This is a genomic window from Actinophytocola glycyrrhizae (genome assembly GCF_042653545.1).
GTDB classification, from domain to species: domain Bacteria; phylum Actinomycetota; class Actinomycetes; order Mycobacteriales; family Pseudonocardiaceae; genus Actinophytocola; species Actinophytocola glycyrrhizae.
Window position 1 is genome coordinate 550,254 of record NZ_JBHSIS010000022.1, and the last position, 21,999, is coordinate 572,252.

At 71.0% G+C, this 21,999-nt stretch carries 17 protein-coding genes; 12 read left to right on the forward strand and 5 right to left on the reverse strand.

What is annotated here, in order from left to right:
• Positions 1–143: 143 nt before the first annotated feature.
• A complete protein-coding gene (locus tag ACFPCV_RS33655) occupies positions 144–821 on the reverse strand; it encodes an LppM family (lipo)protein (RefSeq protein ID WP_378060961.1) in 678 nt (225 codons plus the stop codon).
• Between the two features lie 78 nt (positions 822–899).
• On the opposite strand from ACFPCV_RS33655, the gene ACFPCV_RS33660 reads away from it, so the two are divergent.
• The 3 genes from ACFPCV_RS33660 to ACFPCV_RS33670 all read left to right on the forward strand — a co-directional run bounded on the left by ACFPCV_RS33660 (position 900) and on the right by ACFPCV_RS33670 (position 5,198).
• Complete coding sequence (locus tag ACFPCV_RS33660; RefSeq protein WP_378060962.1) at positions 900–2,552, forward strand: DUF885 domain-containing protein; 1,653 nt, start codon at positions 900–902, stop codon at positions 2,550–2,552.
• Between the two features lie 406 nt (positions 2,553–2,958).
• Positions 2,959–4,422, forward strand: coding sequence for a PfkB family carbohydrate kinase (locus ACFPCV_RS33665; protein WP_378060963.1), 1,464 nt, complete (start codon positions 2,959–2,961; stop codon positions 4,420–4,422).
• Positions 4,423–4,427: 5 nt separating this feature from the next.
• Positions 4,428–5,198 (forward strand): GTP cyclohydrolase II, encoded by a 771-nt coding sequence (locus ACFPCV_RS33670; protein ID WP_378060964.1) that lies wholly within the window; start codon positions 4,428–4,430, stop codon positions 5,196–5,198.
• A 51-nt stretch (positions 5,199–5,249) separates the two neighbouring features.
• Here ACFPCV_RS33670 and ACFPCV_RS33675 read toward each other — a convergent pair whose 3' ends face one another.
• Entirely contained in the window at positions 5,250–5,813 is a 564-nt protein-coding gene (locus ACFPCV_RS33675; protein WP_378060965.1) for a GNAT family N-acetyltransferase, read from the reverse strand.
• A 2-nt stretch (positions 5,814–5,815) separates the two neighbouring features.
• Positions 5,816–6,331, reverse strand: coding sequence for a YbaK/EbsC family protein (locus ACFPCV_RS33680; RefSeq protein WP_378060967.1), 516 nt, complete (start codon positions 6,329–6,331; stop codon positions 5,816–5,818).
• Positions 6,332–6,552: 221 nt separating this feature from the next.
• On the opposite strand from ACFPCV_RS33680, the gene ACFPCV_RS33685 reads away from it, so the two are divergent.
• Genes ACFPCV_RS33685 through ACFPCV_RS33695 form a run of 3 tightly spaced genes read left to right on the forward strand, consistent with a single transcriptional unit; the run spans position 6,553 to position 8,481 of the window.
• Positions 6,553–6,963 (forward strand): SAV_6107 family HEPN domain-containing protein, encoded by a 411-nt coding sequence (locus ACFPCV_RS33685; protein WP_378060969.1) that lies wholly within the window; start codon positions 6,553–6,555, stop codon positions 6,961–6,963.
• Positions 6,960–7,721, forward strand: coding sequence for a maleylpyruvate isomerase N-terminal domain-containing protein (locus ACFPCV_RS33690; protein WP_378060971.1), 762 nt, complete (start codon positions 6,960–6,962; stop codon positions 7,719–7,721). The genes ACFPCV_RS33685 and ACFPCV_RS33690 overlap by 4 nt, the downstream gene beginning before the upstream one ends.
• Before the next feature lie 31 nt (positions 7,722–7,752).
• Positions 7,753–8,481, forward strand: a complete 729-nt coding sequence (locus ACFPCV_RS33695; RefSeq protein WP_378060972.1) for a VOC family protein — start codon at positions 7,753–7,755, stop codon at positions 8,479–8,481.
• Positions 8,482–8,585: 104 nt separating this feature from the next.
• Here ACFPCV_RS33695 and ACFPCV_RS39030 read toward each other — a convergent pair whose 3' ends face one another.
• Complete coding sequence (locus tag ACFPCV_RS39030) at positions 8,586–9,566, reverse strand: Clp protease N-terminal domain-containing protein (protein WP_465251580.1); 981 nt, start codon at positions 9,564–9,566, stop codon at positions 8,586–8,588.
• A gap of 62 nt (positions 9,567–9,628) precedes the next feature.
• On the opposite strand from ACFPCV_RS39030, the gene ACFPCV_RS33710 reads away from it, so the two are divergent.
• Positions 9,629–9,982, forward strand: a complete 354-nt coding sequence (locus tag ACFPCV_RS33710; protein ID WP_378060973.1) for an excisionase — start codon at positions 9,629–9,631, stop codon at positions 9,980–9,982.
• A 151-nt stretch (positions 9,983–10,133) separates the two neighbouring features.
• On the opposite strand, the gene ACFPCV_RS33715 is transcribed toward ACFPCV_RS33710, so the two are convergent.
• Entirely contained in the window at positions 10,134–14,774 is a 4,641-nt protein-coding gene (locus ACFPCV_RS33715; protein WP_465251581.1) for an ATP-dependent helicase, read from the reverse strand.
• A 119-nt stretch (positions 14,775–14,893) separates the two neighbouring features.
• Here ACFPCV_RS33715 and ACFPCV_RS33720 point away from each other — a divergent pair, with 119 nt between their 5' ends.
• The 5 genes from ACFPCV_RS33720 (at position 14,894) to recX (ending at position 21,220) form a co-directional block, all read left to right on the forward strand.
• Positions 14,894–16,879 (forward strand): Hsp70 family protein, encoded by a 1,986-nt coding sequence (locus tag ACFPCV_RS33720; RefSeq protein WP_378060974.1) that lies wholly within the window; start codon positions 14,894–14,896, stop codon positions 16,877–16,879.
• A 118-nt stretch (positions 16,880–16,997) separates the two neighbouring features.
• A complete protein-coding gene (locus ACFPCV_RS33725; protein WP_378060975.1) occupies positions 16,998–18,848 on the forward strand; it encodes an Hsp70 family protein in 1,851 nt (616 codons plus the stop codon).
• A 392-nt stretch (positions 18,849–19,240) separates the two neighbouring features.
• Positions 19,241–19,435: a DUF3046 domain-containing protein gene (locus tag ACFPCV_RS33730; protein WP_378060977.1), complete on the forward strand. Its 195-nt coding sequence runs from the start codon at positions 19,241–19,243 to the stop codon at positions 19,433–19,435.
• 171 nt (positions 19,436–19,606) lie between these two features.
• Complete coding sequence (gene recA / locus ACFPCV_RS33735; RefSeq protein WP_378060978.1) at positions 19,607–20,656, forward strand: recombinase RecA; 1,050 nt, start codon at positions 19,607–19,609, stop codon at positions 20,654–20,656.
• Positions 20,657–20,659: 3 nt separating this feature from the next.
• Positions 20,660–21,220: a recombination regulator RecX gene (gene recX, locus ACFPCV_RS33740; protein WP_378060979.1), complete on the forward strand. Its 561-nt coding sequence runs from the start codon at positions 20,660–20,662 to the stop codon at positions 21,218–21,220.
• Positions 21,221–21,999: the final 779 nt, after the last annotated feature.

Consider the following 21,999-nt stretch of genomic DNA (forward strand, 5'->3'; position numbering starts at 1 on the left):
AAGGCGCGTTCAGGGCGCTGGGCGCCCTGAATGGCCCATTGAGGGCACTCGTTGTGCTGTGAACACACGCCTTTCACGGCATCGGCCCTGATGACGGGTCCGTACGCCAAGCCACTTCACATGATCTTCACGGAATCAATCGTCTAGCTGCCGGCCGCTGCCTGCGCGCGGTCCGCGTTCACGCTGCGCCGGTGCGCGATCAGCGCGAGCAACGCGGCGATCACCGCCGCCAGCAGCGCACCGCCGCCGACGATCATCACCCACTTCGTCAGCGACTCGCCGCCCTCGTCGGAGTACCGCGCGATCGCGTTGAACTCGGTGACCGAGCCCGGCTTCGGGGACCAGCTGACCGTGCCGTCGTCCTCGTCGCCGTCGGTCCTGGTGACCGTGCCGGGGAAGGCGATCTTGATCTGGATGTCGGCGCGGTCCTTCGGCACCTGCGTCAGGTCGACCGACCCGGCGAGCGTGACCAGTCCACCTGCCCTGCGGAACGACAGCCGGTACTTGTTGACCTCGGAGATCGACTCCACGAGCGTCGCCACGTCGGTGAACCGCAGCTCGGAGAAGGTCACCTTCTGGCCCACGTAGCCGTCCTGTGTGTACTTCTCCGCCCGCACGCGGTCGTTCAGCTCGGGCGGGATCGTGAGCGGCGGCCCGTTGTCCTGCTCGCTCACCGGCAGCGAGGCGACGATCAGCTCACCCGACAACAAGTCGTCCGGCGACACGGCCAGCGCGGCGTGGACGCGCAGGCAGCCGGTCAGCGAGAGCATCAGCATGCCGAACAGCGCGAGAAGCCCTGTGACCCTGGAAACCCTGCGCACCGGGCCATCCTGCCAGTAGCCGTCCACCGGCGCGAAACCCCGTGTGCGTGACAGGCCGGAATGGGTAGCGTGCCCGCCATGACCGTGCACCGCATCAGCGACGACTACGTGGACTCCTATGTCCGCCTCGCGCCCACCATGGCGACCGAGCTGGGCATCCCCGGGTTCGACGACAAGTGGCCGGACCTGTCACCGGAGGGCAACGCGGCGGTCGTCGACCTGGCCAGGCGCGCACTCGCCGACGTGGCCGAGGTCGAACCGGCCGACGACGCGGAACGCGTCGCCAAGGCCGTGTTCACCGAGCGGCTCGGTGTCGAGGTCGAGCTGTACGACGCCGGTCTGGTCGACTCGGACCTCAACGTGCTCGCGAGCCCGGCGCAGAACCTGCGGTCCACGTTCGACCTGATGCCCGCGGACACCGCCGACGACTGGGCCACGATCGCGACCCGCCTGTCCCGCCTGCCTGCGGCGCTCGCCGGGTACCGCACGTCCCTGCTGCACGCGGCCGCCAACGGGCACGTGTCCGCCGTCCGCCAGGTCACCAAGGTCGCCGACCAGTGCCAGAAGTGGAGCGGCGGTTTCTTCACCGACTTCGTGGCCGGCGCGAAGGTCGTCCCGGACAGCGTCCGCGCCGACCTGGACGCGGGTGCCGCGGCCGCGTCGAGGGCGTACGGCGAGCTGGCGGAGTTCCTCCGCGCCGACCTGCTGCCGAAGGCACCCGAGAAGGACGCGGTCGGCGAGGACGCCTACGAGCTGCTGTCCCGCCGCTACCTGGGCGCCGCCCTTGACCTGCGCGAGGCCTACGAGTGGGGCTGGACGGAGTTCCTGCGCCTCGAGGCGGAGATGAAGGAGGTGGCGCACCGCATCAGGCCCGGCGCGGGCCTGGCCGAGGCAGCCGACACACTCGACAACGACCCGCGCTACCGGGTCGAGGGCGTCGAGGCCTTCCGCGAGTGGATGCAGAAGCTGTCCGACCAGGCCCTGTCCGACCTGCGCGGGGTGCACTTCGACATCCCGGACGAGATCATGCGGCTGGACTGCAGGATCGCCCCGCCGGGCGGCAGCGCGGGCGCGTACTACACCAACCCCACCGACGACTTCGGCCGTCCGGGCGCGATGTGGTGGGCCCTGCCGCCGGACAAGGAGTCGTTCACCACGTGGCGCGAGGCCAGCATCGTCTACCACGAGGGCGTGCCCGGCCACCACATGCAGATCGCGACCGCGATGTACCACGCGGACCGCCTGAACAAGTTCCAGCGGATGCTGTCGTGGGTGCCCGCGTACTCGGAGGGCTGGGCGCTCTACGCCGAACGCCTGATGCGCGAGTTCGGCTACCTGTCCGACGACGGCTACCTGTTCGGGATGCTCAACGAGAACATCTTCCGCGCCGCCAGGGTGATCATCGACATCGGCATGCACCTGGAGCTGAGGATCCCGTCCGGCACCGGCTTCCACGAGGGCGAGACCTGGACCCCGGACCTGGGCCTGGAGTTCATGCTGACCCGCACCATCACCGAACGCGAGCTGGTCGTGGACGAGGTGGACCGCTACCTGGGCTGGGCGGGTCAGGCCCCGGCCTACAAGCTGGGCGAACGCCTGTGGCTGTCGGCCCGCGACGACGCGCGGGCACGCGCGGGCAAGGACTTCGACCTGAAGCACTTCCACATGGAAGCCCTCTACCTGGGCCAGATGGGCATGGACACCATGCGCGAGTGCCTGGCAAGGATCTGAAGCCCGGCCCTGCACGACAGAGGTGAAGCGGGATGCCTCGACGACCAGACAGTGGCACACGACCCGCGCGGGTTCCTTCCCGTCAGCGGTGATGGGTGACGTTCATCCGTGTGCTCCAAGTTCGGCCGTTCGGTTGGTCTTTGCTGCAAGAAATGTGGAAACAGCGAAAATCACTCTGCTTGTCCACCGATTGGGGCAATCCGGTCGTGTGCTAGCCCTGCCGTCGCAGCCGCTGACCCCCGTTCGGAGGAAGCAACGTCGTCAGTTTGCGGGCACGGCGACAGAATATGGTGACCGGTCTACCTAATTCAATAGACCGGTCACCATAGAACGTGGGAAACCGCGTGCCCGGTGCTTGCGCGACACGAGATAGTGGAGGCAAGTGACACCCCAGTGGAGGTCGGCCATGGCAACCGACGCGGAAGTCATCGGTGTCCGCGGCGTCTTCCTCAAGCTGAGGACCCATGCCGGTCTGACCGCCAGACGTCTGCGCGACACCGAGGTGGACACGCGTGTCCTCGCGGATCTGCCCGCGGTGCAGCGCGCCATCCGTGAGTCCGGCGCGCCTGTCGAGCAGGCGATCGTCGACGCGGTGGCCGCGATGGTCGCCGAGCTCGACCCCACCGACCGGCTCATCGCCGACGTGGTGCTCGCGCTCGGCATGCTCGCGGACGAGCTGACGGACCAGCCGGCGCTCGCCAACCGCCTCTACCGCGCGGACCTCGGCGTGCGGCGGATCGCGCTGTCGGAGGGCTGGGCGACGCTGCACGAGCTGATGGGTGTCGAGCACCCACCGCAGGCGCCGACCGTGCGCAGCCTGCGTGGCTCGGTGGAGGAGAGGACGCTCGGCGTCCTGGCGGAGCGCTGCGTGCGTGCCGCGGGCCTGGTCCGCCGCGAGACGACCGAGGAGCCGGGCAACGGGGTCGTGGTGGTGGGCGGCGCGGTGATGGACCACATCACGGTCGTCGAGACGCTGCCCGTGGCGGGCACGTCGGTGCAGGCGACCTCGTTCCACATGAACCCCGGCGGCAAGGGCCTCAACCTCGCCGTGGCGGGCAGGCGGATGGGGTTCGACGTCCGTTTCGCCGCCGCGGTCGGCGACGACGCGGCCGCGGCCAGCCTCCTCGAGTACATGCGTGAGCAGGGCCTGGCCACCGACTTGATCGTTGAAGCACCGGGCGAAGCGACCCCCGTGGCACAGGTTATTGTGCTGCCCAACGGAGACGCCGCCACGATCGGCTGGAAGAACGAGCTCCGGGTCGCACTCTCCACAAGAGACATGCGAAGCCAGGCGATGAGCCGTGCGCTGGCCGAGGCCGACGCCGTGCTCGTGACCCTGGAAGCGCCGGTCGATGTCGTGAAGTGGACATTGGACACCGCACGGAATCTGCCGAGGAAGCCGCTGGTACTGCTGCAGGCGTCGCCACCACTGGACCGTCCACAGCAGATCTACCGGCAGCTGACCGGGGTGGACTACGTCGTGGGTTCCGAATGGGCACTGAGCAAGCTGCTGCCCCCCTTCAGCGACGACAAGAGCATTGACGAGATCGCGCGTCAGCTGCGCACCATGGGCGTGGCGACAGTCTGTGTCGTGGAGAATTTTCGCTGCCGGATCAGGTCTCGTGAGTTGGAAGCGGACATCGACGCACCGTCGGTACCGCTCACCGATTCCCCGGGGGCTAGAGAAGCCTTCTCAGCCGCCCTGGTACATCATTTGCTCAGGATCGGGCGCCGAGGCCTCACCCGCGAGACGCTCCAGTGGGCGAGCGCGGCGATGGCCACGAACCTTTCCATAGACATCATCACAGACGCCATGCCCAAGCCCGGCGACGTCGGACGGATCATGGAGTCGGACCAGAGTGTGGGGTAGCCCGCGTGGGCGATGTAAACCTGACGGAACACGAGCTGAGGCACGCTGACGGGGACTTCCGCGTCGTCGTGCTCAGCGGGGGTTCCGACATACACGGCAACCAGCCGTGCGCCGCGGTGTTCGGCGAGCCCGAGGACGGGTGTCTCGTTCGGATCCACTCGCGATGTGTGTACGGCGAGATCTTCGAGTCCGTCGACTGCGACTGCCGAGACCAGTTGCGACAGTCGATGGCCATGATGCGCAAGGCGGGCTCCGGTGTGCTCATCTACCTCGATCAGGAGGGCAGAGGCGCCGGGCTGCTCGCGAAGGCTCTCGGGTACCAGTTGACCCAGCGTGAGGGCCTGGACACGTTTTCCAGCTACCGGGTGCTCGGGTTGCCGGAGGACTCGCGGTCCTATGGGGACGCGGTGGCGATCCTCCGCAGCCTGAAGCTGCGCAGGGTCCGGCTGCTCACCAACAACCCGGCGAAGGTCGCGGCACTGTCCACGGCGGACGTCCAGGTCGAACAGCAGCCGTTCCTGGTCCGCGGGCAGAGCGTCGAGGCCCGCCGGTACCTGGCGGCCAAGGCCCGGTTCGGCCACACCATCTCGCTCGCCGAGCTGGAGGCCGACGCCGCGCGCGACCGCTGGCGGTGGCTGCACCGGCTGCTGCGGCGGACGTGGCGGCGACCGGCGCCCTCGGCACCCGAGCGGGCGACCGCGACGGTCGTCGAGCTGCCGGTGCCGACGGTGAACCCGGTGGAGCAACAGGACCGACCGACCGATCTCGTCAGCTGAGCCGTGGCCGGGGTGGAACGCCATCCCGGCCCGCAAGTCCGCCACCCAGGATCAGAGCGGCAGAACGCGACCCAGCACGCCGAAGGGCCTCGGGTCACCCGTGAACCGGTAGTGGCGCAGCACGTCGGTGAAACCGAGCCGGTAGTACAGCCGCCACGCGCGTGTCGGGCCTTCCGGGGTCGACAGGAGCACCCGCGACGCGCGCACTCCGGCCAGCAGCCCGCGCAGCAGCTCCTCGCCGATGCCCCGGCCCTGGCTCGCGGGCGCGACGTGCACCTCGGTCAGCTCGAAGTAGTCGTTCAGCCAGCGGTCGGCGGGCTCGGTGCCGGACTGCTCGATGATGCCGCGGCGCACCTGCTCGTGCCACCACTGGCCCGCAGCACCCCGGTAGCCGTACGCGACACCCACCATGCGGTCGTCGGGGTCGAAGGCGCCGACGCAACGCCACTCCGCGCGGAGCATGTGCGCGAGCCACATGGGCGCGCGCTGCTCGGCGGTGCCCGCGGGGTAACGCATCGCGGTGACGTACAGCGACAACGCTTCTGGCAGGCGCGTGCGCAGCTCGTCGGCGGAGAGGTCGACGAACCGTTCTACACGTGGCGGGACCGCGGTCACGACTACCGATTCTCCTCCCCGTCCGCGACGGCCGCAGCCGTGCCCCCCGTGAGGGTGAGCAGATCCGCGTAGGTCGTCGGGAACACCGACTTCGGGTGGCCTGCGGCCGCCCACACCACCGCATAGCGTGCCAGGTCTTCGTCAACGATCGTGTGAACCCGGTGCGGGTGTCCCACTGGCGCGACCCCGCCGATCGCCTGACCGGTGTGTTCCCGCACGAACGCCGGATCGGCCCTGCCCACCTTGTCCGCGCCCGCCAGCGCCGCGAGCGTCGCGGTGTCCGCGCGGTGGGCGCCGGAGGTCAGCGCCAGCAGCGGCCGCACCTCGTCACCGTACGTAGCTCGGAAGACGAGGCTGTTGGCGATCGCCCCGACCTCGACGCCGAGGGCCTGCGCGGCCGCCGCCGCGGTGCGCACCTCGTCGTCGAGGATGCGGATGCCGTCCGCGGCGGCGGCCATCCCGGCCTCCCGCAGTGCGGCGGCCAGCTTGCTGATCGAAGGGTGGTCGAGAGAGGTCATGGCCCTATCTGACCACGGGTGTGGCCTGTCTCGCCGCTGAAATTCCCAGGTCGAGGTTGAGTCTCCCGGCAGCCGGAGTTAAGCTCGAACTGTTCGAACACGCGTTCGAACAATTGGCTCGGTGGCAGGGCGGGGGAAGCGCCTTGCCACCGAGCCCCGCCGGCTTCCCCACGGCACATCGTCACAGCCAGTGATGATTTTCCGATCCGCGAGGAGATCCGGTGACCGCGACTCTCGACTTTCCCAACCACCATTCGGCGCCGGAGTCGGCGCACGGCCTGCTCGCCCACGCCGAGGCCGGGCTCGCCGCCGCGGAACTGGAGGAGGACGCGGCGCGGCGGTTCGCGGACGCCTACCTCGCGGCGTTGCGGGGCGCGGCCGCGCTGCTCGCCATGCGCGGGCGGCCCCACCGCGCCCGGTCGCGCCCGATGAGCGTGTGGACGCTGCTGTCGTCGGTGGCGCCGGAGCTGCGGGAGTGGGCGGCGTTCTTCGCGTCCTGCTCGGCGACCCGCGCCTCCGTGCAGGCAGGCATCACGCGTGCGGTCGGCACCCGGTCCGCGGACGACCTCGTCCGCCAGGCCGGGCAGTTCCTCGAGCTGGTGTCGCGGTCGATCCGCGGCGCGGACCGGTGACCGTCACACCACTGGTCGACTACGCCCGTCTGCTCGACGTGCTGGACACCGAGGGGGAGCGGCTGGCCACGTCGGCGACGGGAACTGACCCGGACCTGGAGGTGGCGCACCTGCCTGGCATGCGGCTCGGCGAGGTGGTGCGGCACGTCGGGTCCGTCTACCGGATGGTGGTGTCATGGCTGCGCGACGGCGAGCGGCCCACCCGCTGGCAGCGCGAGCCCGCGCACGGCCAGGGCGTCGTGGACTACCTGCGGGCAGGCCTGCTGGAGGTAGTCGACGAACTGGACCGGCACGACCCGCTCGACGGTGCCCCGACGTGGTGGTCCGAGCACCAGAACTTCGGGTTCTGGTGCCGCAGGCTGGCGCACGAGACGACCGTTCACCGCGTCGACGTCCAGTTGACCGGTGCCCGGTTCATCGTCGGCAACATCGCGCCGGAGGTGGCACTGGACGGCATCGACGAGCTCATGTCGCTGTGGTTCACCCACCGTCTCGGCGTGCTGGGCGTCTCCGACGTGGTTCCCGGCCGCGTCGCGGTCAGCGCCGGTGGCAGGCGCTGGATCGCGAGGGTCTCCACCACCGGCACCTCGGCGTGGCGCACCGACGAGGACGAGCAGGCGGACGCCACGGTCTCCAGCGACGCGACGGGAATGTACCTGTGGTTGTGGGGCAGGCGCCCCGGCGCGTACGTGCAGGAGTCGGGTGACCCGGCCCTGGTCGCGCAGCTGAGATCCCTGCTCGGGGTCGCGACCCGCTGAACTGTCGGTGCCGTCCGCTAGTTTCCTGCGCATGTCCACGCGACTGTGCAACGTGGTGGTAGACGCGGCCGACCCCTCGGCCCTGGCGGAGTTCTGGGTGGACCTGCTGGGCTGGCGGGTGTCCGACGCGGACGACGACGAGGTGGACGTGGTGGCGCCGCCCGACGACGGCTGGGAGTTCACCCTGGTCTTCGTCCCGGTGTCCGGGCCCAAGACGGGCAAGAACCGCGTCCACCTGGACCTGGCGAGCGCCTCCCCGGACCACCAGGCTGCCATCGTCGCTCACGCGGAGTCACTGGGGGCGGTCCGCGCCGACGTCGGCCAGCGCAACGTCCCGTGGATCGTGCTGGCCGACCCGGAGGGCAACGAGTTCTGCGTACTGGAACAACGCCCGGAGTACGCGGCGACGGGCGCCGTGGCCGCGATGGTGGTGGACGCGGTGGAACCCTTGCCCCTGGCCGGGTTCTGGTCCGCGGCAACCGGCTGGCCGGTGGTGGCGACCACGCCCTGCAGCGCGTCGTTGCGGTCACCGGGTGGGCGTGGTCCGTGGCTGGAGTTCGTCCGGACCGGTGAGCCGCATCGGGTGAAGAACCGTGTGCACCTGGATGTGGCGCCGCCCGCGGGGGAGGACCAGTGGGCCGAGGTGACCCGTCTGGTGGAGCTCGGGGCGCGGAAGGTCGACGTCGGGCAGGGGAGGGTGCCGTGGCAGGTGCTGGCTGATGTGGAGGGGAACGAGTTCTGTGTGTTGACGCCTCGGTGATACCGCTGGCCGCGCGCGGACCGGGTCGGTCACCGCCGCATGAGGCCGGCGAGTGGTCCGGCAGGTTCGTACCCCGGTCCGGCTTCCTGTCGTCTCGTGGTGGGTCAGCGCTCGCGGCGGCGGAGGCGGTCGTGCAGGACTCGGCGGACCAGTAGCGCCGCCTTGTCGCGCGGTGTGGTGTCCGGGGGTGGGTCGTCGCGCAGCGTCTGCAGAAGGGAGAGCAGTAGCTGGTTCGTCTTGGTCCACAGGGGAACGAACTTTCCCGTCACCGGGCCGGTCGCGGTCAGTGGGCCCGCCACCAGGGTGGTGACGGCCTTCGCGAGGTCGAGGGTTCCCGCGTCGCGGAAGATCAGGTGTACCTCGTCGTCCTCGACGCGTAGCTCCATCTTTCTCGCGGCCAGTTCTTCCGGGGTCGCGTCCGTGGTGTCCTCCGCGTCGAACTCGTCGACCTTCGACGCGATCGTGGCCGGGTCGATGCCCAGGTCCGCCAGCACCTTCGCGGCCATGCTGCCCTCCGCGCGGATCAGGGCCTCCAGCAGGTGGTGGCTGCCCATGGGGGCGTCGCCTGCCAGGGCGTGTGCCGCGCTGACGACCTCCTCCGCCGCGTTGGTGCGCGGGGCAGGCTCACTGCCGGGGTGGTCGCCCGCGCCCTCGTGAAGCAGATTGGCGACCGTGGTGCGGATGGTGCCCATCTCGTGGACCTGGCTCGCCAGGATCTGTGCCGCCAGGCCGTCGCCCTCGCGTTGCAGTGCCAGCAGGATGTGTTCCGTGCCGATGTAGTTGTGCTTGAGCTGCAACGCCTCCCGCAGCGACAGTTCCAGCACCTTCTTCGCGCGTTTGGTGAACGGGATGTGCCCCGGTGGCGCTTCCTTCTCGCCCTTGCCGACGATCTCCTCGATCCCGATGCGGACCGTCGCCGCCGTGACGCCCAGGTTGCGCAGCGCTGTCGCCGCGACGCTCGTCGGCATGGCGAACAGGCCGAGCAGGATGTGCTCGGTGCCGATGTGGTTGTGCCGCAGCTCGCGGGCCTCTTCCTGTGCGCGGACCACGACAGAGCGGGCTTCCGCGGTAAAACGCTCGAACATGCACATGATGGTCGACCCTGCTTCTGACCCTGTCAATACGGTGTTATTGATAGGCTCTCCCTATGACCGACTGGGATGAGCGGCTGTCTCGCTGGCGGGATGAGCTGGACCTGTTCGCGCAGCTCGAGAACACGCCGTGGGTCACGCTGGCCCAGGCGGAACAGGACACGGGGGTGTCCCGCTCCGCGCTGCGGGCCTGGTACCGCAACGGCGAGATCGAGTCACGGCTCGTCGACGGGCCCAACGGACCGCAGCGGCTGGTGCCGCTCGACGCGGTCGTCGCCAGGGCGGCGCAGTCGCCGCGGATCCAGCGGCGGGCCGAGCGTGAGGTGAGCCTCGAAGCGCAGGTGACGTTGCTCCGCCACCGCGTGGACCAGCTGGAGCTGCGGCTGGCCGCGCTGGAGAAGGACAGGTAGGCGGCGGAGCCCCCAGGTCTCCGCCGTCCACCACCTCCCCAACGCGTGTGGCGAGCGTAACGAGCACGATCACCGGTGAACACGAAGTCCCGCACGCACTTTCGCCCACGCGACCTCACCTGCCGCAAGCCGCGGGCCCCCTGCGGTGCCGTCACGCGCGCAGGCGCAAACCCTTCGGTGTGGCACGGAAACCCGCGTCCCGCAGGACGTCGGCCAGGTTCGAGGTCAGTGCCACCTCGCCGTCCGCGCGCTGCACCGCCAGCTGGCCGAGCCAGCCTTCGCGCACCGCGCGGGACAGGGCTTCCGCCGCGGCCCGCAACGCCGTGTCGTCCTCGGTGAACGACAGCAGCGAACGGCCGCCGCGTTCGACGTACAGCGCGGGCACGCCGTCGACCAGCACCGCGAGAGCGCCTGCTTTCCGCCCTGGCCGGTGCTTTCCGGTGCCCACCAGGTCCGGCCACGGCAGGGCGGCCCCGTACGGCTGCGCCGGGTCCGTCGCCGCCAGCACCGTCGCCGCAGCGTCCGAGGAGGCGACGGGGTCCGGTTTGGACAGTGCGCGCAATCGGTCCACCGCGCCACGGGCCGCGAACTGGGACGCGCCGAGCCCCTCCACGACGTAGCCGCGCACGATCTGGCCCGACTCCTCCATCGCGCGCAACACCTTGTACACACCGGAAAAGCCGCCGGTCACGCGTTCGGTGTCGAGCGCGCCGCGCGTCAGCACACCGTGCCGTTCCAGGAAAGCCTCCGCGCGGGCATGCGCCCTCCGTGTCGGGTCCTGCTCCCGTGGCACGACCAGCGACCAGCGGCCGCCGGCCGTCGGCGGGCCAGACCTGCTCGGCATCACCGGTCTGGCGGCACGCATCCGCGCGTACCGGCCACGCGGCGGCGTGCGCTTCGGCTTGTAGGTCGCGCCGCGACCCGACACCACCGCACGCAGCGGCGCGATCGTGTCGTTGGTGACGAGCCCGGCCCACACCAGGTCCCACACCGCGGCGACGACGTCCGCGTCCGAGGGCACCTCGGCGCCACCGTCGACGAGCATCGCGGCGGTCCGGTCGGCCAGCTGCCGGAAGAACAGCGCGCCACCGTCCATGGCGGACAGGACCGCGCCGTGCAGCGGCGTGTCCGGGACCGTCTCCTCCACGTCCGGCAGCAGCAGGTCCGCCACATCCGCCGGTGCGACGGCGATCCAGCCGTCCCCGCCCGCCAGCGCGCCGGTGCCGCACCACGTCACCTCACCGGCCGTGGTCAGCTCGTCCAGCAGCGCCGGGGTGTACCCGGGCAACCGCGATGGCAGGATCAGCGACTCGAACCCGCTCGCGGGCAGCGGCGCACCGGCCAACTGCTCCACCACCGACAGCACGTCGTCCGCGGTCGGCGCCGACCGCAAACGTTTGCCGACCCCGTGCCACACCGGGAGGAACCGGCCGAGCGCCGCCGGTTCGACCGGTTCCACCTCGGCCCGCAGCTTCGCGAGCGACGCCCGCCGCACCCGCCGCATGACGTCGGCGTCGCAGTACTCCACGTGGGTGCCACCGGGCCGCAGCTCCCCGCGCACGAGCCTGCCCGTGCCGACCATGCGGTCCAGCACCCCGGTCACCACCGCGACGCCCAACCCGAAACGGGTCGCCACCTCCTCGGCACTGAACGGGCCATGGGTCCGCGCGTACCGGGACAGCAGGTCGCCGAGCGGGTCGTCGACCGGTTCGGTGAACGCCTCCGGCACACCGACGGGCAGTGCGACCCCCAGCGCGTCCCGCATCCGGCCCGCGTCCTCGATGATCACGAACCGTTCGTCGCCGGCGATCCGCACCCGGATGACCCGCCGCTGCCGCTCCAGCTCGTCGAGCCAGCCAGGCTCCACCCCGCGCAGCGCCGCCTCGGCCGGCGAGAGGTCACCGAGGAACCGCAACAGGTCGGCGGCGTCCTCCTCGTGCCGGGCGTGCCGCGACGGGTCCAGCCGCTGCAGCGACTGCTCAACCTCGGCCAGCACCCCGGGGTCGAGCAGCTCCCGGATCGCCTCCGATCCCAGCAGCTCCGCCAGCAGCGACGAGTCCAGCGACAGCGCCGCCGCCTGCCGCTCCGCCAGCGGTGTGTCGGCGTCGTAGAGGAACAGGCCCGCGTACCCGAACAGCAGGCTGCGCGCGAACGGTGACGGCGACCGCGTCTCCACCTCGACGACCCGCACCTTCCGCGACCGCACCTCCGCCATCAGCGACCGCAGCCCCGCGAGGTCGTACACGTCCTGCAGGCACTCCCGCATGGCTTCGAGCACCACCGGGAACTGTTCGTACTTCGCCGCCACCGACAGCAGTTGCGACGCCCGTTGCCGCTGCCGCCACAGGGGGGTCCGCTTGCGCGGGTCGCGGCGTGGCAGCAGCAGCGACCGGGCCGCGCACTCCCGGAACCGGGACGCGAACATCGACGACCCGCCGACCTCGGCCACCACCACCTGCTCGACCTCGTCCGGGTCGAGCAGCACGTCCTCCGCGCCCGCGAGCACGTCCTTGCCCTCGGCGTCGACGGTGTCCGGCAGCTGGATCACGATGCCGTCGTCGGAGTGCGCCACCCTGGCATCGAGGCCGCGCCGCTCCCGCAGCAGCGCCCCGATCGCGAGCGCCCACGGCGCGTTGACCTGCGCGCCGAACGGTGAGTGCAGCACCACCCGCCAGTCGCCCAGCTCGTCGCGGTACCGCTCGATGAGCATCGTGCGGTCGTCCGGGACGTGCCGCGTGGCCTCCTTCTGCTCGGTGAGGTACGCGATGAGGTTGCCCGCCGCGAACTCGTCGAGCCCGGCGCCCCTGGCCCGTTCCCGCGCCTGGGACTCCGGCAGGCCCGACATCTCGCGCAGGAACTTCCCCAGCGCGCGGCCGAGCTCGAGTGGTCTGCCGGGGGCGTCGCCCTTCCAGAACGGCATCCTGGCCGGTTCGCCGGGTGCGGGCACCGCGATCACGCGGTCGGCCGTGATGTCCGCGATCCGCCACGACGAGGTGCCGAGCAGGAACGTGTCGCCCACCCGCGACTCGTACACCATCTCCTCGTCCAGCTCCCCGACGCGGGACCCGGACCCGCCCTCGGCCGCCGGTGTCATGACGGTGAACTGGCCGCGGTCGGGGATCGTGCCGCCGGAGGTCACCGCGAGCCGCTGCGCACCGGGACGCCCGCGCAGCTCGCCGTTCACCCGGTCCCACGTCACCCTCGGCCGCAGCTCGCCGAACTCCTCCGACGGGTAGCGGCCCGCCAGCATGTCCAGCACCGAGTGCAGTGCCGACTCCGGCAGCGCGGCGAACGGCGCCGCCCGCCGCACCAGCGCCGCGAGGTCGGCCACGGTCCACGGTTCGAGCGACACCATCGCCACGATGTGCTGCGCCAGCACGTCGAGCGGGTTGCGCGGGTAGCGCATGGACTCGATCGCGCCCTCTGCCATCCGCTCCGCCACCACCGCGCACGCCACCAGGTCGCCGCGGAACTTGGGGAACATCACCCCGCGCGACACCGCGCCGACCTGGTGACCGGCGCGGCCGATGCGCTGCATGCCGGACGCGACCGAGGGCGGCGCCTCGATCTGGATGACGAGGTCCACCGCGCCCATGTCGATGCCCAGCTCCAGCGACGAGGTCGCCACCACGCACGGCAGCTGCCCCGACTTCAGCGCCTCCTCCACCGAGCTCCGCTGCTCGCGCGACATCGACCCGTGGTGCGCGCGGGCCACGGTCGGCGTCTCGACCCCGGCCGCCCAGCCGGACTCGGCGATGGCTTCCGCGGGGAACCGGCCGACGTCGGCCGGGTAGACGGGCCGTTCCGCCGCCAGTTCGTTGAGCCGCGAGGTCAGCCGCTCGGCCAGCCGCCGCGAGTTGGTGAACACGATCGTGGAGCGGTGCCGCCGGACCAGCTCGAGCACCCGTTCCTCGACCGCGGGCCAGATCGACGGTCTCCTGGGGCCGTCGGCCGGCTCCGTCAGCGTGCCGATGCCACCCGGCAGGTCGAGGTCCGGATCCGGGGTGACCGGGCCGGAAACCGGCGGCGGCCCGGCCAGCTCCGTCATGTCCTCCACCGGCACGACCAGCGTCATCTCGATGGTCTTGCCGATCTTGGGCGCCACCACCGTGACCGGCCGCCCGCCCGCGAGGAACGAGCCGACCTCGTCGATCGGCCGGACCGTGGCCGACAGCCCGATCCGCTGCGCGGGCCGGGGCAGCAGCGCGTCGAGCCGTTCGAGCGACACGGCGAGGTGCGCGCCGCGCTTGGTGCCGGTCACCGCGTGCACCTCGTCCACGATCACCGTCTCCACCCCGCGCAGCGACTCGCGGGCGGCGGAGGTCAGGAGCAGGAACAGCGACTCCGGCGTGGTGACCAGGATGTCGGGCGGGGTGCGCTGGAACGACCTGCGCTCGTCGGCCGGGGTGTCGCCGGTGCGCATACCGACCGTGATGCCGGGGTCCTCCTCGCCCAGCCTGCGCGCGGCCTGGCTGATGCCCGCCAGCGGCGCGCGCAGGTTGCGCTGCACGTCGACGGCCAGCGCCTTGAGCGGCGACACGTAGAGCACCCGGCAGCGTGCTGTGCGTTCCGCCGGTTTCGGCCGCGTCGCCAGCCGGTCCAGTGCCCACAGGAACGCCGCGAGGGTCTTGCCGGACCCGGTCGGCGCCACCACCAGCGCGTGCTCGCCGTTCGCCGCGGCACGCCACGCGCCCGTCTGGGCTTCGGTCGGCATGGCGAACGCGCCGGTGAACCACTGCCTGGTCGCCGGCGAGAACACGTCGAGCACGTCGGAACTCACGACAACCATCATGAACCCGACCACCGACATTTTCTCCAAGCCCAGGTCAGCGATGGATATGTGGGACCTGTCCCACCGTGCCGGACCGTTCTGGCAGCATCTGTCCTGCGCAAGGCGACGAGGGGAGAGTCGTGAACGTCCTGTCTGTGGATCTCGGCACATCGAACACGGTTGCCGTGCTGTCCGCACACGGCAGGCCGCCGCGGGTCGTCGACGTGGACGGGTCGTCCATGATGCCCTCCGCGGTGTTCGCGGCCGAGGACGGCAACCTCGTGGTCGGCCGCGACGCCGAGCGGCGTGCCCGGCTAGACCCCGCCCGGTTCGAGCCGAACCCGAAGCGCCGGGTCGACGAGGGCACACTGCTGCTCGGGGACCAGGTCGTGCCGGTGACCGACGCGCTCGCCGGGGTGCTGCGCCGCGTGATCGACGAGACCTCCCGCCAGCTCGGCGGCAAGAAGCCCGACGAGGTCCGGCTCACCCACCCCGCGCAGTGGGGGCCGGTGCGGCGCAACGTGCTGCTGTCGGCCGCCCGCCAGGCAGGCATGGGTTCGAACCTCGTCCTGGTGCCGGAACCGGTCGCCGCGGCGGCCCACTTCGCGTCCTTCCCCGGCCAGACGCTCGTGCCAGGGCAGGCACTGGCCGTGTACGACCTCGGTGCCGGCACGTTCGACGTGGCCATCGTCGGCGCCACCCAGAACGGTTTCGTGGTGCTCGCCGAGGCCGGCCTGCCCGACCTCGGCGGCCTGGACGTGGACCAGGCACTGCTCGAACACGTCGGCCGACAGGTCTCCGTGCGCGACCCCGGCCGCTGGCAGAGCCTGCTGCGCCCGACGTCCACCGCCGACCGGCGCGCGCAGCGCGCGCTCCGCGAGGACGTGAAGGCGGGCAAGGAGTCGCTGTCCCGGCACCCGCAGACGGAGGTGCCGCTGCCGGAGCCGTTCGAGGACGTGCTGGTCACGCGGGTCGAGCTGGAGGCGCTGATCCGCCCGGGCCTGCTGCGCAGCGTCGAGCTGCTGGCGGGCACCATCCGGTCCACCGGCATGACGCCGGAGCGGCTCGTCGGCATCTACCTCGTCGGTGGCTCCAGCCGCATCCCGCTGATCGCGACGCTGATCGCCGAGCAGCTGCGGGTCGTGCCGACGAGCCTCGACCAGCCGGAGACGGCCGTCGCCCTCGGTGCGCACCACGTGCCGCACGAGGGCATCACGCTGCGGACCGGCGACATCAGCAGCACGATCGAGGACGTCCAGCGCACGAGACAGGTCGTGGCGCCGCGCACCGGCGGGTTCAACCCCGGCCCGCGGAAGCCGCCGCCACCGCCGCCGCCGCCGACCCAGTCCACGCCCGCGCAGAACCCGTTCCCCAACAGCGGTCCGCAGCGCGTGCAGGGCCCGCCGAGCACGCCGACGCCGGTGCCCGCGATGTCGGTGGGGCCCGCGCAGTACCCGGTGCAGCAGCCGCAGCAGCACCGGCCGGGCAGCGGTTCGTCGAACAAGCCGTGGTACATCGCGACGGCCGTGGTCGCGGTCGTGGTGATCGCGGTGGTCAGCATCATCATCGCCACGTCCGGTGACTCCGGCGAGGGCACCGTCGCGGGCGCCGACTGCTCGAACCGCCAGGCCGACGGCGAGGGCATGTCCGAGTGCATGCGCAAGGTCGCGGGCGCGGTCGTGGAGAACAACGAGTGCAACGAAGGCGCGGCCGCGGGGGGTGCCGCACCGATCGAGACCCCGGGCGCGACCGCGGCCACCTGCGTCCTCGACGACACGCACACCGTCATGTACATGCACTTCGGCGCGAGCGACAAGGCCGACGGCAGCCAGCAGTCCGGTGTGGAGTCCGCGAAGCAGTACATCGACACCGTGGTCGAACAGCTCGACAGCTACGGCGCGGGCGGCGAATCGGAGCAGGGCGACTGGGAGGGCGGCGACCTCTCCGGCACCTACGCGGCCATCGACATCGGCGGCGGCAGCGGCATGATCCTGTTCGCGGTACACGACTCCCCGGTCGCCGGTGCGCTCATGAACATCGACATCGGTGGCGACGGCGACATCAGCGACCTGCTCGACTACTTCGACCAGCACGTCAAGCCGGGCGGCGACGGGGGTGGCTCGTAGCCACCGGCCGGCGATCGTGCCGGACAACCCGGCCGGCGCGTGAGTATCGCGGGTCCGGCCACATCGGACGGGCGGGCATGGCAGCATTCTGCTGACCAGCCAGCGCGAGGGGAGAGTCGTGGCCGTCCTGTCGGTTGACCTCGGTACGTCGAACACGGTTGCCGTGCTGTCCGCGCACGGCAGGCCGCCGAGGGTGATCGAGGTGGACGGGTCCGCCACGATGCCGTCGGCGCTCTTCGCCGACGACGACGGGCACCTCGTCGTCGGGCGGGACGCCGAGCGTCGTGCCCGGCTGGACCCGGCCCGGTTCGAGCCGAACCCGAAGCGCAGGGTCGACGAGGGCACGCTGCTGCTCGGCGACGTGGTCGTGCCGGTCACCGAGGCCCTCGGGGCCGTGCTGCGCCGCGTCGCGGACGAGACCGCCCGGCAGCTCGGCGGTGCGAAGCCCGACGAGGTCCGCCTCACGCACCCCGCGCAGTGGGGGCCGGTGCGCCGCAACGTCCTGCTCGCCGCCGCCCGGCTCGCCGGGATGGGCACCAACCTCGTCCTCGTGCCGGAGCCGGTCGCCGCGGCCGCGCACTTCGCGTCGTTCCCCGGCCAGCAGCTGGCGCCGGGGCACGCGCTCGCCGTGTACGACCTCGGTGCTGGCACGTTCGACGTCGCGATCGTCGCGGCGACGCAGACCGGCTACGCGGTCCTCGCCGAGGCGGGGCTGCCCGACCTCGGTGGCCTGGACGTGGACCAGGCGCTGCTGGAACACGTCGGCCGCCAGGTGTCGACCCGCGACCCACGGCGCTGGCAGAGCATCCTGCGCCCGGAGTCCACCGGTGACCGGCGCGCGCAGCGTGCGCTCCGCGAGGACGTGAAGGCCGCCAAGGAGGCCCTGTCCCGCCACCCGCAGACGGAGGTGCCGCTGCCGGAGCCGTTCGAGGACGTGCTGGTCACGCGGGTCGAGCTGGAGGCGCTGATCCGGCCCAGCCTGCTGCGCAGCGTCGAGCTGCTCGCCTCGACCATCCGCTCGACCGGCCTCACCCCGGACCGGCTCGTCGGCATCTACCTGGTCGGTGGCTCCAGCCGGATCCCGCTGGTCGCGACGCTGATCGCCGAGCAGCTGCGCGTGGTCCCGTCCAGCCTCGACCAGCCCGAGACGGCCGTCGCGCTCGGCGCGCACCACATCACGCCGGAGGGCGTCAGCCTCAGGACCGGCACCATCGGTCCGCAGACACCGCCGACCGGTGGTTTCCGCCAGCCGGTCATGCCGCCGCCGATGCCGCAGCAGGCACCGCACGCCCCGGCACCGATCGCGGGCCCGCCCAGCGTGCCGACGCCGGTCGCCACGCCCATGTCACCCGCGCACGGCAACCCCGTGCTGGGGCCGCCGAGCACGGCGTTCCCTGCGCAGAACCCGGTGCCCTCGGCGGGAACCGGCAAGCGCAAGCTCGTGCTCGGGGTGGCCGCGGTCGTGGTGCTCGCGATCGCCGCCGTCGGCGCCGTGTTCGTCCTGCAGCCGAGCAGTGACCTGCCGACCGCGGAGAGCTGCGGTCAGAAGGGCGAGCCGGACGGCGACGGCTTCACGGACTGCCTGCGGCAGCTCGCGGGCGGGGTGGCCGACAGCGGCGACTGCGAACCGGCCGAGCGGGACACCAACGCGGACGTCATGTGCTCGCTGTCCGACGGCTACCAGGTCAGCTACGCCCACGTCGCGTCGGAGCCGGACGCGCAGAAGATCGCCAACACCGAGCTCGGCGACATGACCGACGGCGACCACGTCGAGGCGCAGTGGAAGGGCAACGGCCTGGACGGGCGCTGGCGGGCCGGCGTGACCGGCGGCACCGGCGTGCTCGTGTTCACCGTCAAGGACCGCCCGCTCGTCGGCTGGCTGTCCAGGACCGAACTGCGCGCGTCGGACGACTTCACGCCCGACACGCTCGGCGACTACTTCACCGAGCACGTCCAGCCAGGAACTTAGACGATCGATCCCGTGAAGATCATGTGAAGTGACTCTGGGCGCACACCCACAGGCCCTCCAGAGCCGTGAATGGCGCGTCGACGGCACAACGAGTGCCGTGAATGGGCCGTTCAGGGCGCTCAGCGCCCTGAACGCGCCTTTCAGGGCACCCGGCTCGCCCCGCGGGGGGCCGCCGGGCGTTGCGCGTTCGGTGCCCGCTGCGTGGGTGTGGGTCATGTCCTGTAGGGCGTGGCTAGCGCCGCCGGTTCCGCAGCGCCATCACGCCCACCACGATCGCCGCCACCAGTGCGCCGATGACGGCGACGTCGATCAGTATCGACTCGAGGCCGGTCGGTTCCAGGTCCACCATGACCGGATTCTCCCAGATCCCGGCGGGTCGTAGGCTGCCACCGATGCGTATCACGGTGTTCCGCAAGCTCATGGCCCAGGAATTCGGCGAGGTGCGGGCCGACATGCTCGCCCGCGACCACGTGTTCAGCTCGCTCGGCGGGCGCACGGTGGACCAGGCCCTCGACGCCGGGCTGGAGCCGAAACAGATCTGGCGCGCCGTGTGCGAGGCGTTCGAGGTGCCGTCCGAGCGGCGGTGACCACGAGCGGCGTGTCGCTGCCGGCTCGAACAGGCGTTCGGCTAGCCTGTTGTCCACAACCGGGTGAGTTGTCCACAGGTCGGCCCCCTCAGCCCGAAATTGTCGGTGCTTGCCGTTAGCGTCGCCGGCGTGAGTGCAAAGCGGTCTAAAAACAACCAAGGTGGATCTCAGATGGCAGCAGCAGCCCCCGATCGCGCGAAGGCGTTGGACCTGGCCCTCGCCCAGATCGACAAGAACTTCGGCAAGGGGTCGGTCATGCGTCTCGGCGACGAGACCCGTGCGCCGATCGAGGTCATCCCGACCGGATCCATTGCTCTGGACGTCGCGCTTGGCATCGGCGGCCTGCCCCGCGGCCGGGTCGTGGAGATCTACGGCCCTGAGTCGTCCGGTAAGACGTCGCTGGCGCTGCACGCGGTCGCCAACGCGCAGAAGACCGGCGGCATCGCGGCGTTCATCGACGCGGAGCACGCGCTGGACCCCGAGTACGCGAAGAACCTGGGCGTCGACACCGACGCGCTGCTGGTGTCGCAGCCCGACACCGGTGAGCAGGCGCTGGAGATCGCGGACATGTTGATCCGCTCCGGCGCGCTCGACATCCTGGTCATCGACTCGGTGGCCGCGCTCGTGCCGCGCGCCGAGATCGAGGGCGAGATGGGTGACAACCACGTCGGTCTGCAGGCGCGCCTCATGAGCCAGGCGCTCCGCAAGATCGCCGGTGCGCTCAGCAACTCCGGCACGACCGCGATCTTCATCAACCAGCTGCGCGAGAAGATCGGCGTCATGTTCGGCTCGCCGGAGACCACGACGGGTGGCAAGGCGCTGAAGTTCTACGCGTCGGTGCGCCTGGACGTCCGCCGCATCGAGACGCTGAAGGACGGCGGCGAGGCGGTCGGCAACCGGACCCGCGTCAAGGTCGTGAAGAACAAGGTCGCGCCGCCGTTCAAGCAGGCCGAGTTCGACATCCTGTACGGCAAGGGCGTCTCCCGCGAGGGCTCGCTCATCGACATGGGCGTCGAGCACGGCATCGTGCGCAAGTCCGGCGCCTGGTACACGTACGAGGGCGACCAGCTGGGCCAGGGCAAGGAGAACGCGCGGAAGTTCCTGCTCGAGAACCCGGACATCGCCAACGAGATCGAGAAGCGGATCAAGGACAAGCTCGGCGTCGGCGCCAAGCTCGACGCCGACGTCACCGAGCCCGCGCCCGCCCCGGTGGACTTCTAGCCGGTGGCTGGCCGTCGAGGAAGCCGGAGGCCGAACGACGACTCGTCCTCCGGCGCGGACCAGCGCACCCCCAAGCCGCCGGAAGACCCGGTACAGCAGGCGAAGGACATCTGCCTGCGCCTGCTGACCGCGCGTCCCCGGACGCGGGTGGAGCTGGCGCAGGCGCTCGCCCGCAAGGGCGTCGAGGAGGACGTGGCGTCGAAGGTGCTCGACCGGCTGGACGAGGTCGGACTGATCGACGACGCCGCGTTCGCCGAGGTGTGGGTCCGCTCCCGGCACAACTTCCAGGGCCTGAGCCGCCGCGCGCTGGCCATGGAGCTGCGCAAGAAGGGCGTCGCGGACGAGTCCGCCGAGGAAGCACTGGCGACGGTCGACCAGGACGCCGAGGAGGAACGGGCCCGGCAGCTCGTCCGCAAGCGCATGCGCGCGCTGTCCACCGCCGACGAGCCGACGAAGGTCCGCAAGCTGGTGGGGATGCTGGCTCGCAAGGGGTACGGGGAGGGGCTCGCGTACCGGGTGGTGAAGGACGAGTTGCGTACCTCGTTGCTTGATGACGCTTTGTGAGCGGTTGCGGGGTCGGGGAGCGGTTGGCAGCAGGGGCTCGTCCGGTTGACCGTTGACGGTGGTTGAGCCACGTCGATCTTCGGGGAAGCCGCTTCCTTGGCTGGGGCTGGGTTGTGGTCCTGCTCGGTGTGTGGCTTGTGCCTTCGCGGGACTTGGATTCGTGTTCGGATGCTTGTCTTCCGCTTTTGTTACTCGCCAGTCGGGCTTTGCTTTCGCCGTGCTGGCCCCGGCGGACGTTTTGCCTGATGGGGGCGCTGCCCACGCTGTCCTGCTGGGACGGTCCGGGTTCCTCTGTGGAAGGTTCACCGAATCGCAACCTTGGGATCGGGGCCCACTTCCGCTTCGTTCCTGGGTTCTCGTCCGGTCTTCTTGATCGATCGCGTGATTTGGGCCATGTCATTAGGACTACCTAACTTTGCGTTGCATTCTGTATACAACGCGTTCTCCTAATGCGGCCTGGCTGGCGAATTCGGTGTGGTGAAGCCGAATTCCCTGTTTCGGGGCGGGCGGTCCCCGGCGGTCGGCCGGGCGGAGTACGGTCTCTGCGTGTCCTGGTCACGTATCCGCTTCCCGCGTGCCCCAGGACACCTTGTGCACAGGCCGCCAACCGGCGCTTTCCCAGCGTGTGGTACTTCTCCTCTTGCCACCGACGGCACAGTTGGCGGCTCGGCGGTCGTCTTCCGCGGCGGCCCGTCGGAGGTGAGCAGACCGCAGGAAGGTGCCGACGATGCCGACCCATCGCGCACCGGGGTGTGACACGCGGAACGCCGTCACTGGCA

What these genes read in the sequence shown, in the direction of transcription:
- ACFPCV_RS33710 (WP_378060973.1), top strand. Translation starts at nt 9,629, where the DNA reads ATGACCGACTGGGATGAGCGGCTGTCTCGCTGGCGGGATGAGCTGGAC.
- ACFPCV_RS33660 (WP_378060962.1), top strand. Translation starts at nt 900, where the DNA reads ATGACCGTGCACCGCATCAGCGACGACTACGTGGACTCCTATGTCCGC.
- ACFPCV_RS33695 (WP_378060972.1), top strand. Translation starts at nt 7,753, where the DNA reads ATGTCCACGCGACTGTGCAACGTGGTGGTAGACGCGGCCGACCCCTCG.
- ACFPCV_RS33680 (WP_378060967.1), bottom strand. Translation starts at nt 6,331, where the DNA reads ATGACCTCTCTCGACCACCCTTCGATCAGCAAGCTGGCCGCCGCACTG.
- ACFPCV_RS33715 (WP_465251581.1), bottom strand. Translation starts at nt 14,774, where the DNA reads ATGATGGTTGTCGTGAGTTCCGACGTGCTCGACGTGTTCTCGCCGGCG.
- ACFPCV_RS33730 (WP_378060977.1), top strand. Translation starts at nt 19,241, where the DNA reads ATGCGTATCACGGTGTTCCGCAAGCTCATGGCCCAGGAATTCGGCGAG.
- ACFPCV_RS39030 (WP_465251580.1), bottom strand. Translation starts at nt 9,566, where the DNA reads ATGTTCGAGCGTTTTACCGCGGAAGCCCGCTCTGTCGTGGTCCGCGCA.
- recA (WP_378060978.1), top strand. Translation starts at nt 19,607, where the DNA reads ATGGCAGCAGCAGCCCCCGATCGCGCGAAGGCGTTGGACCTGGCCCTC.
- ACFPCV_RS33665 (WP_378060963.1), top strand. Translation starts at nt 2,959, where the DNA reads ATGGCAACCGACGCGGAAGTCATCGGTGTCCGCGGCGTCTTCCTCAAG.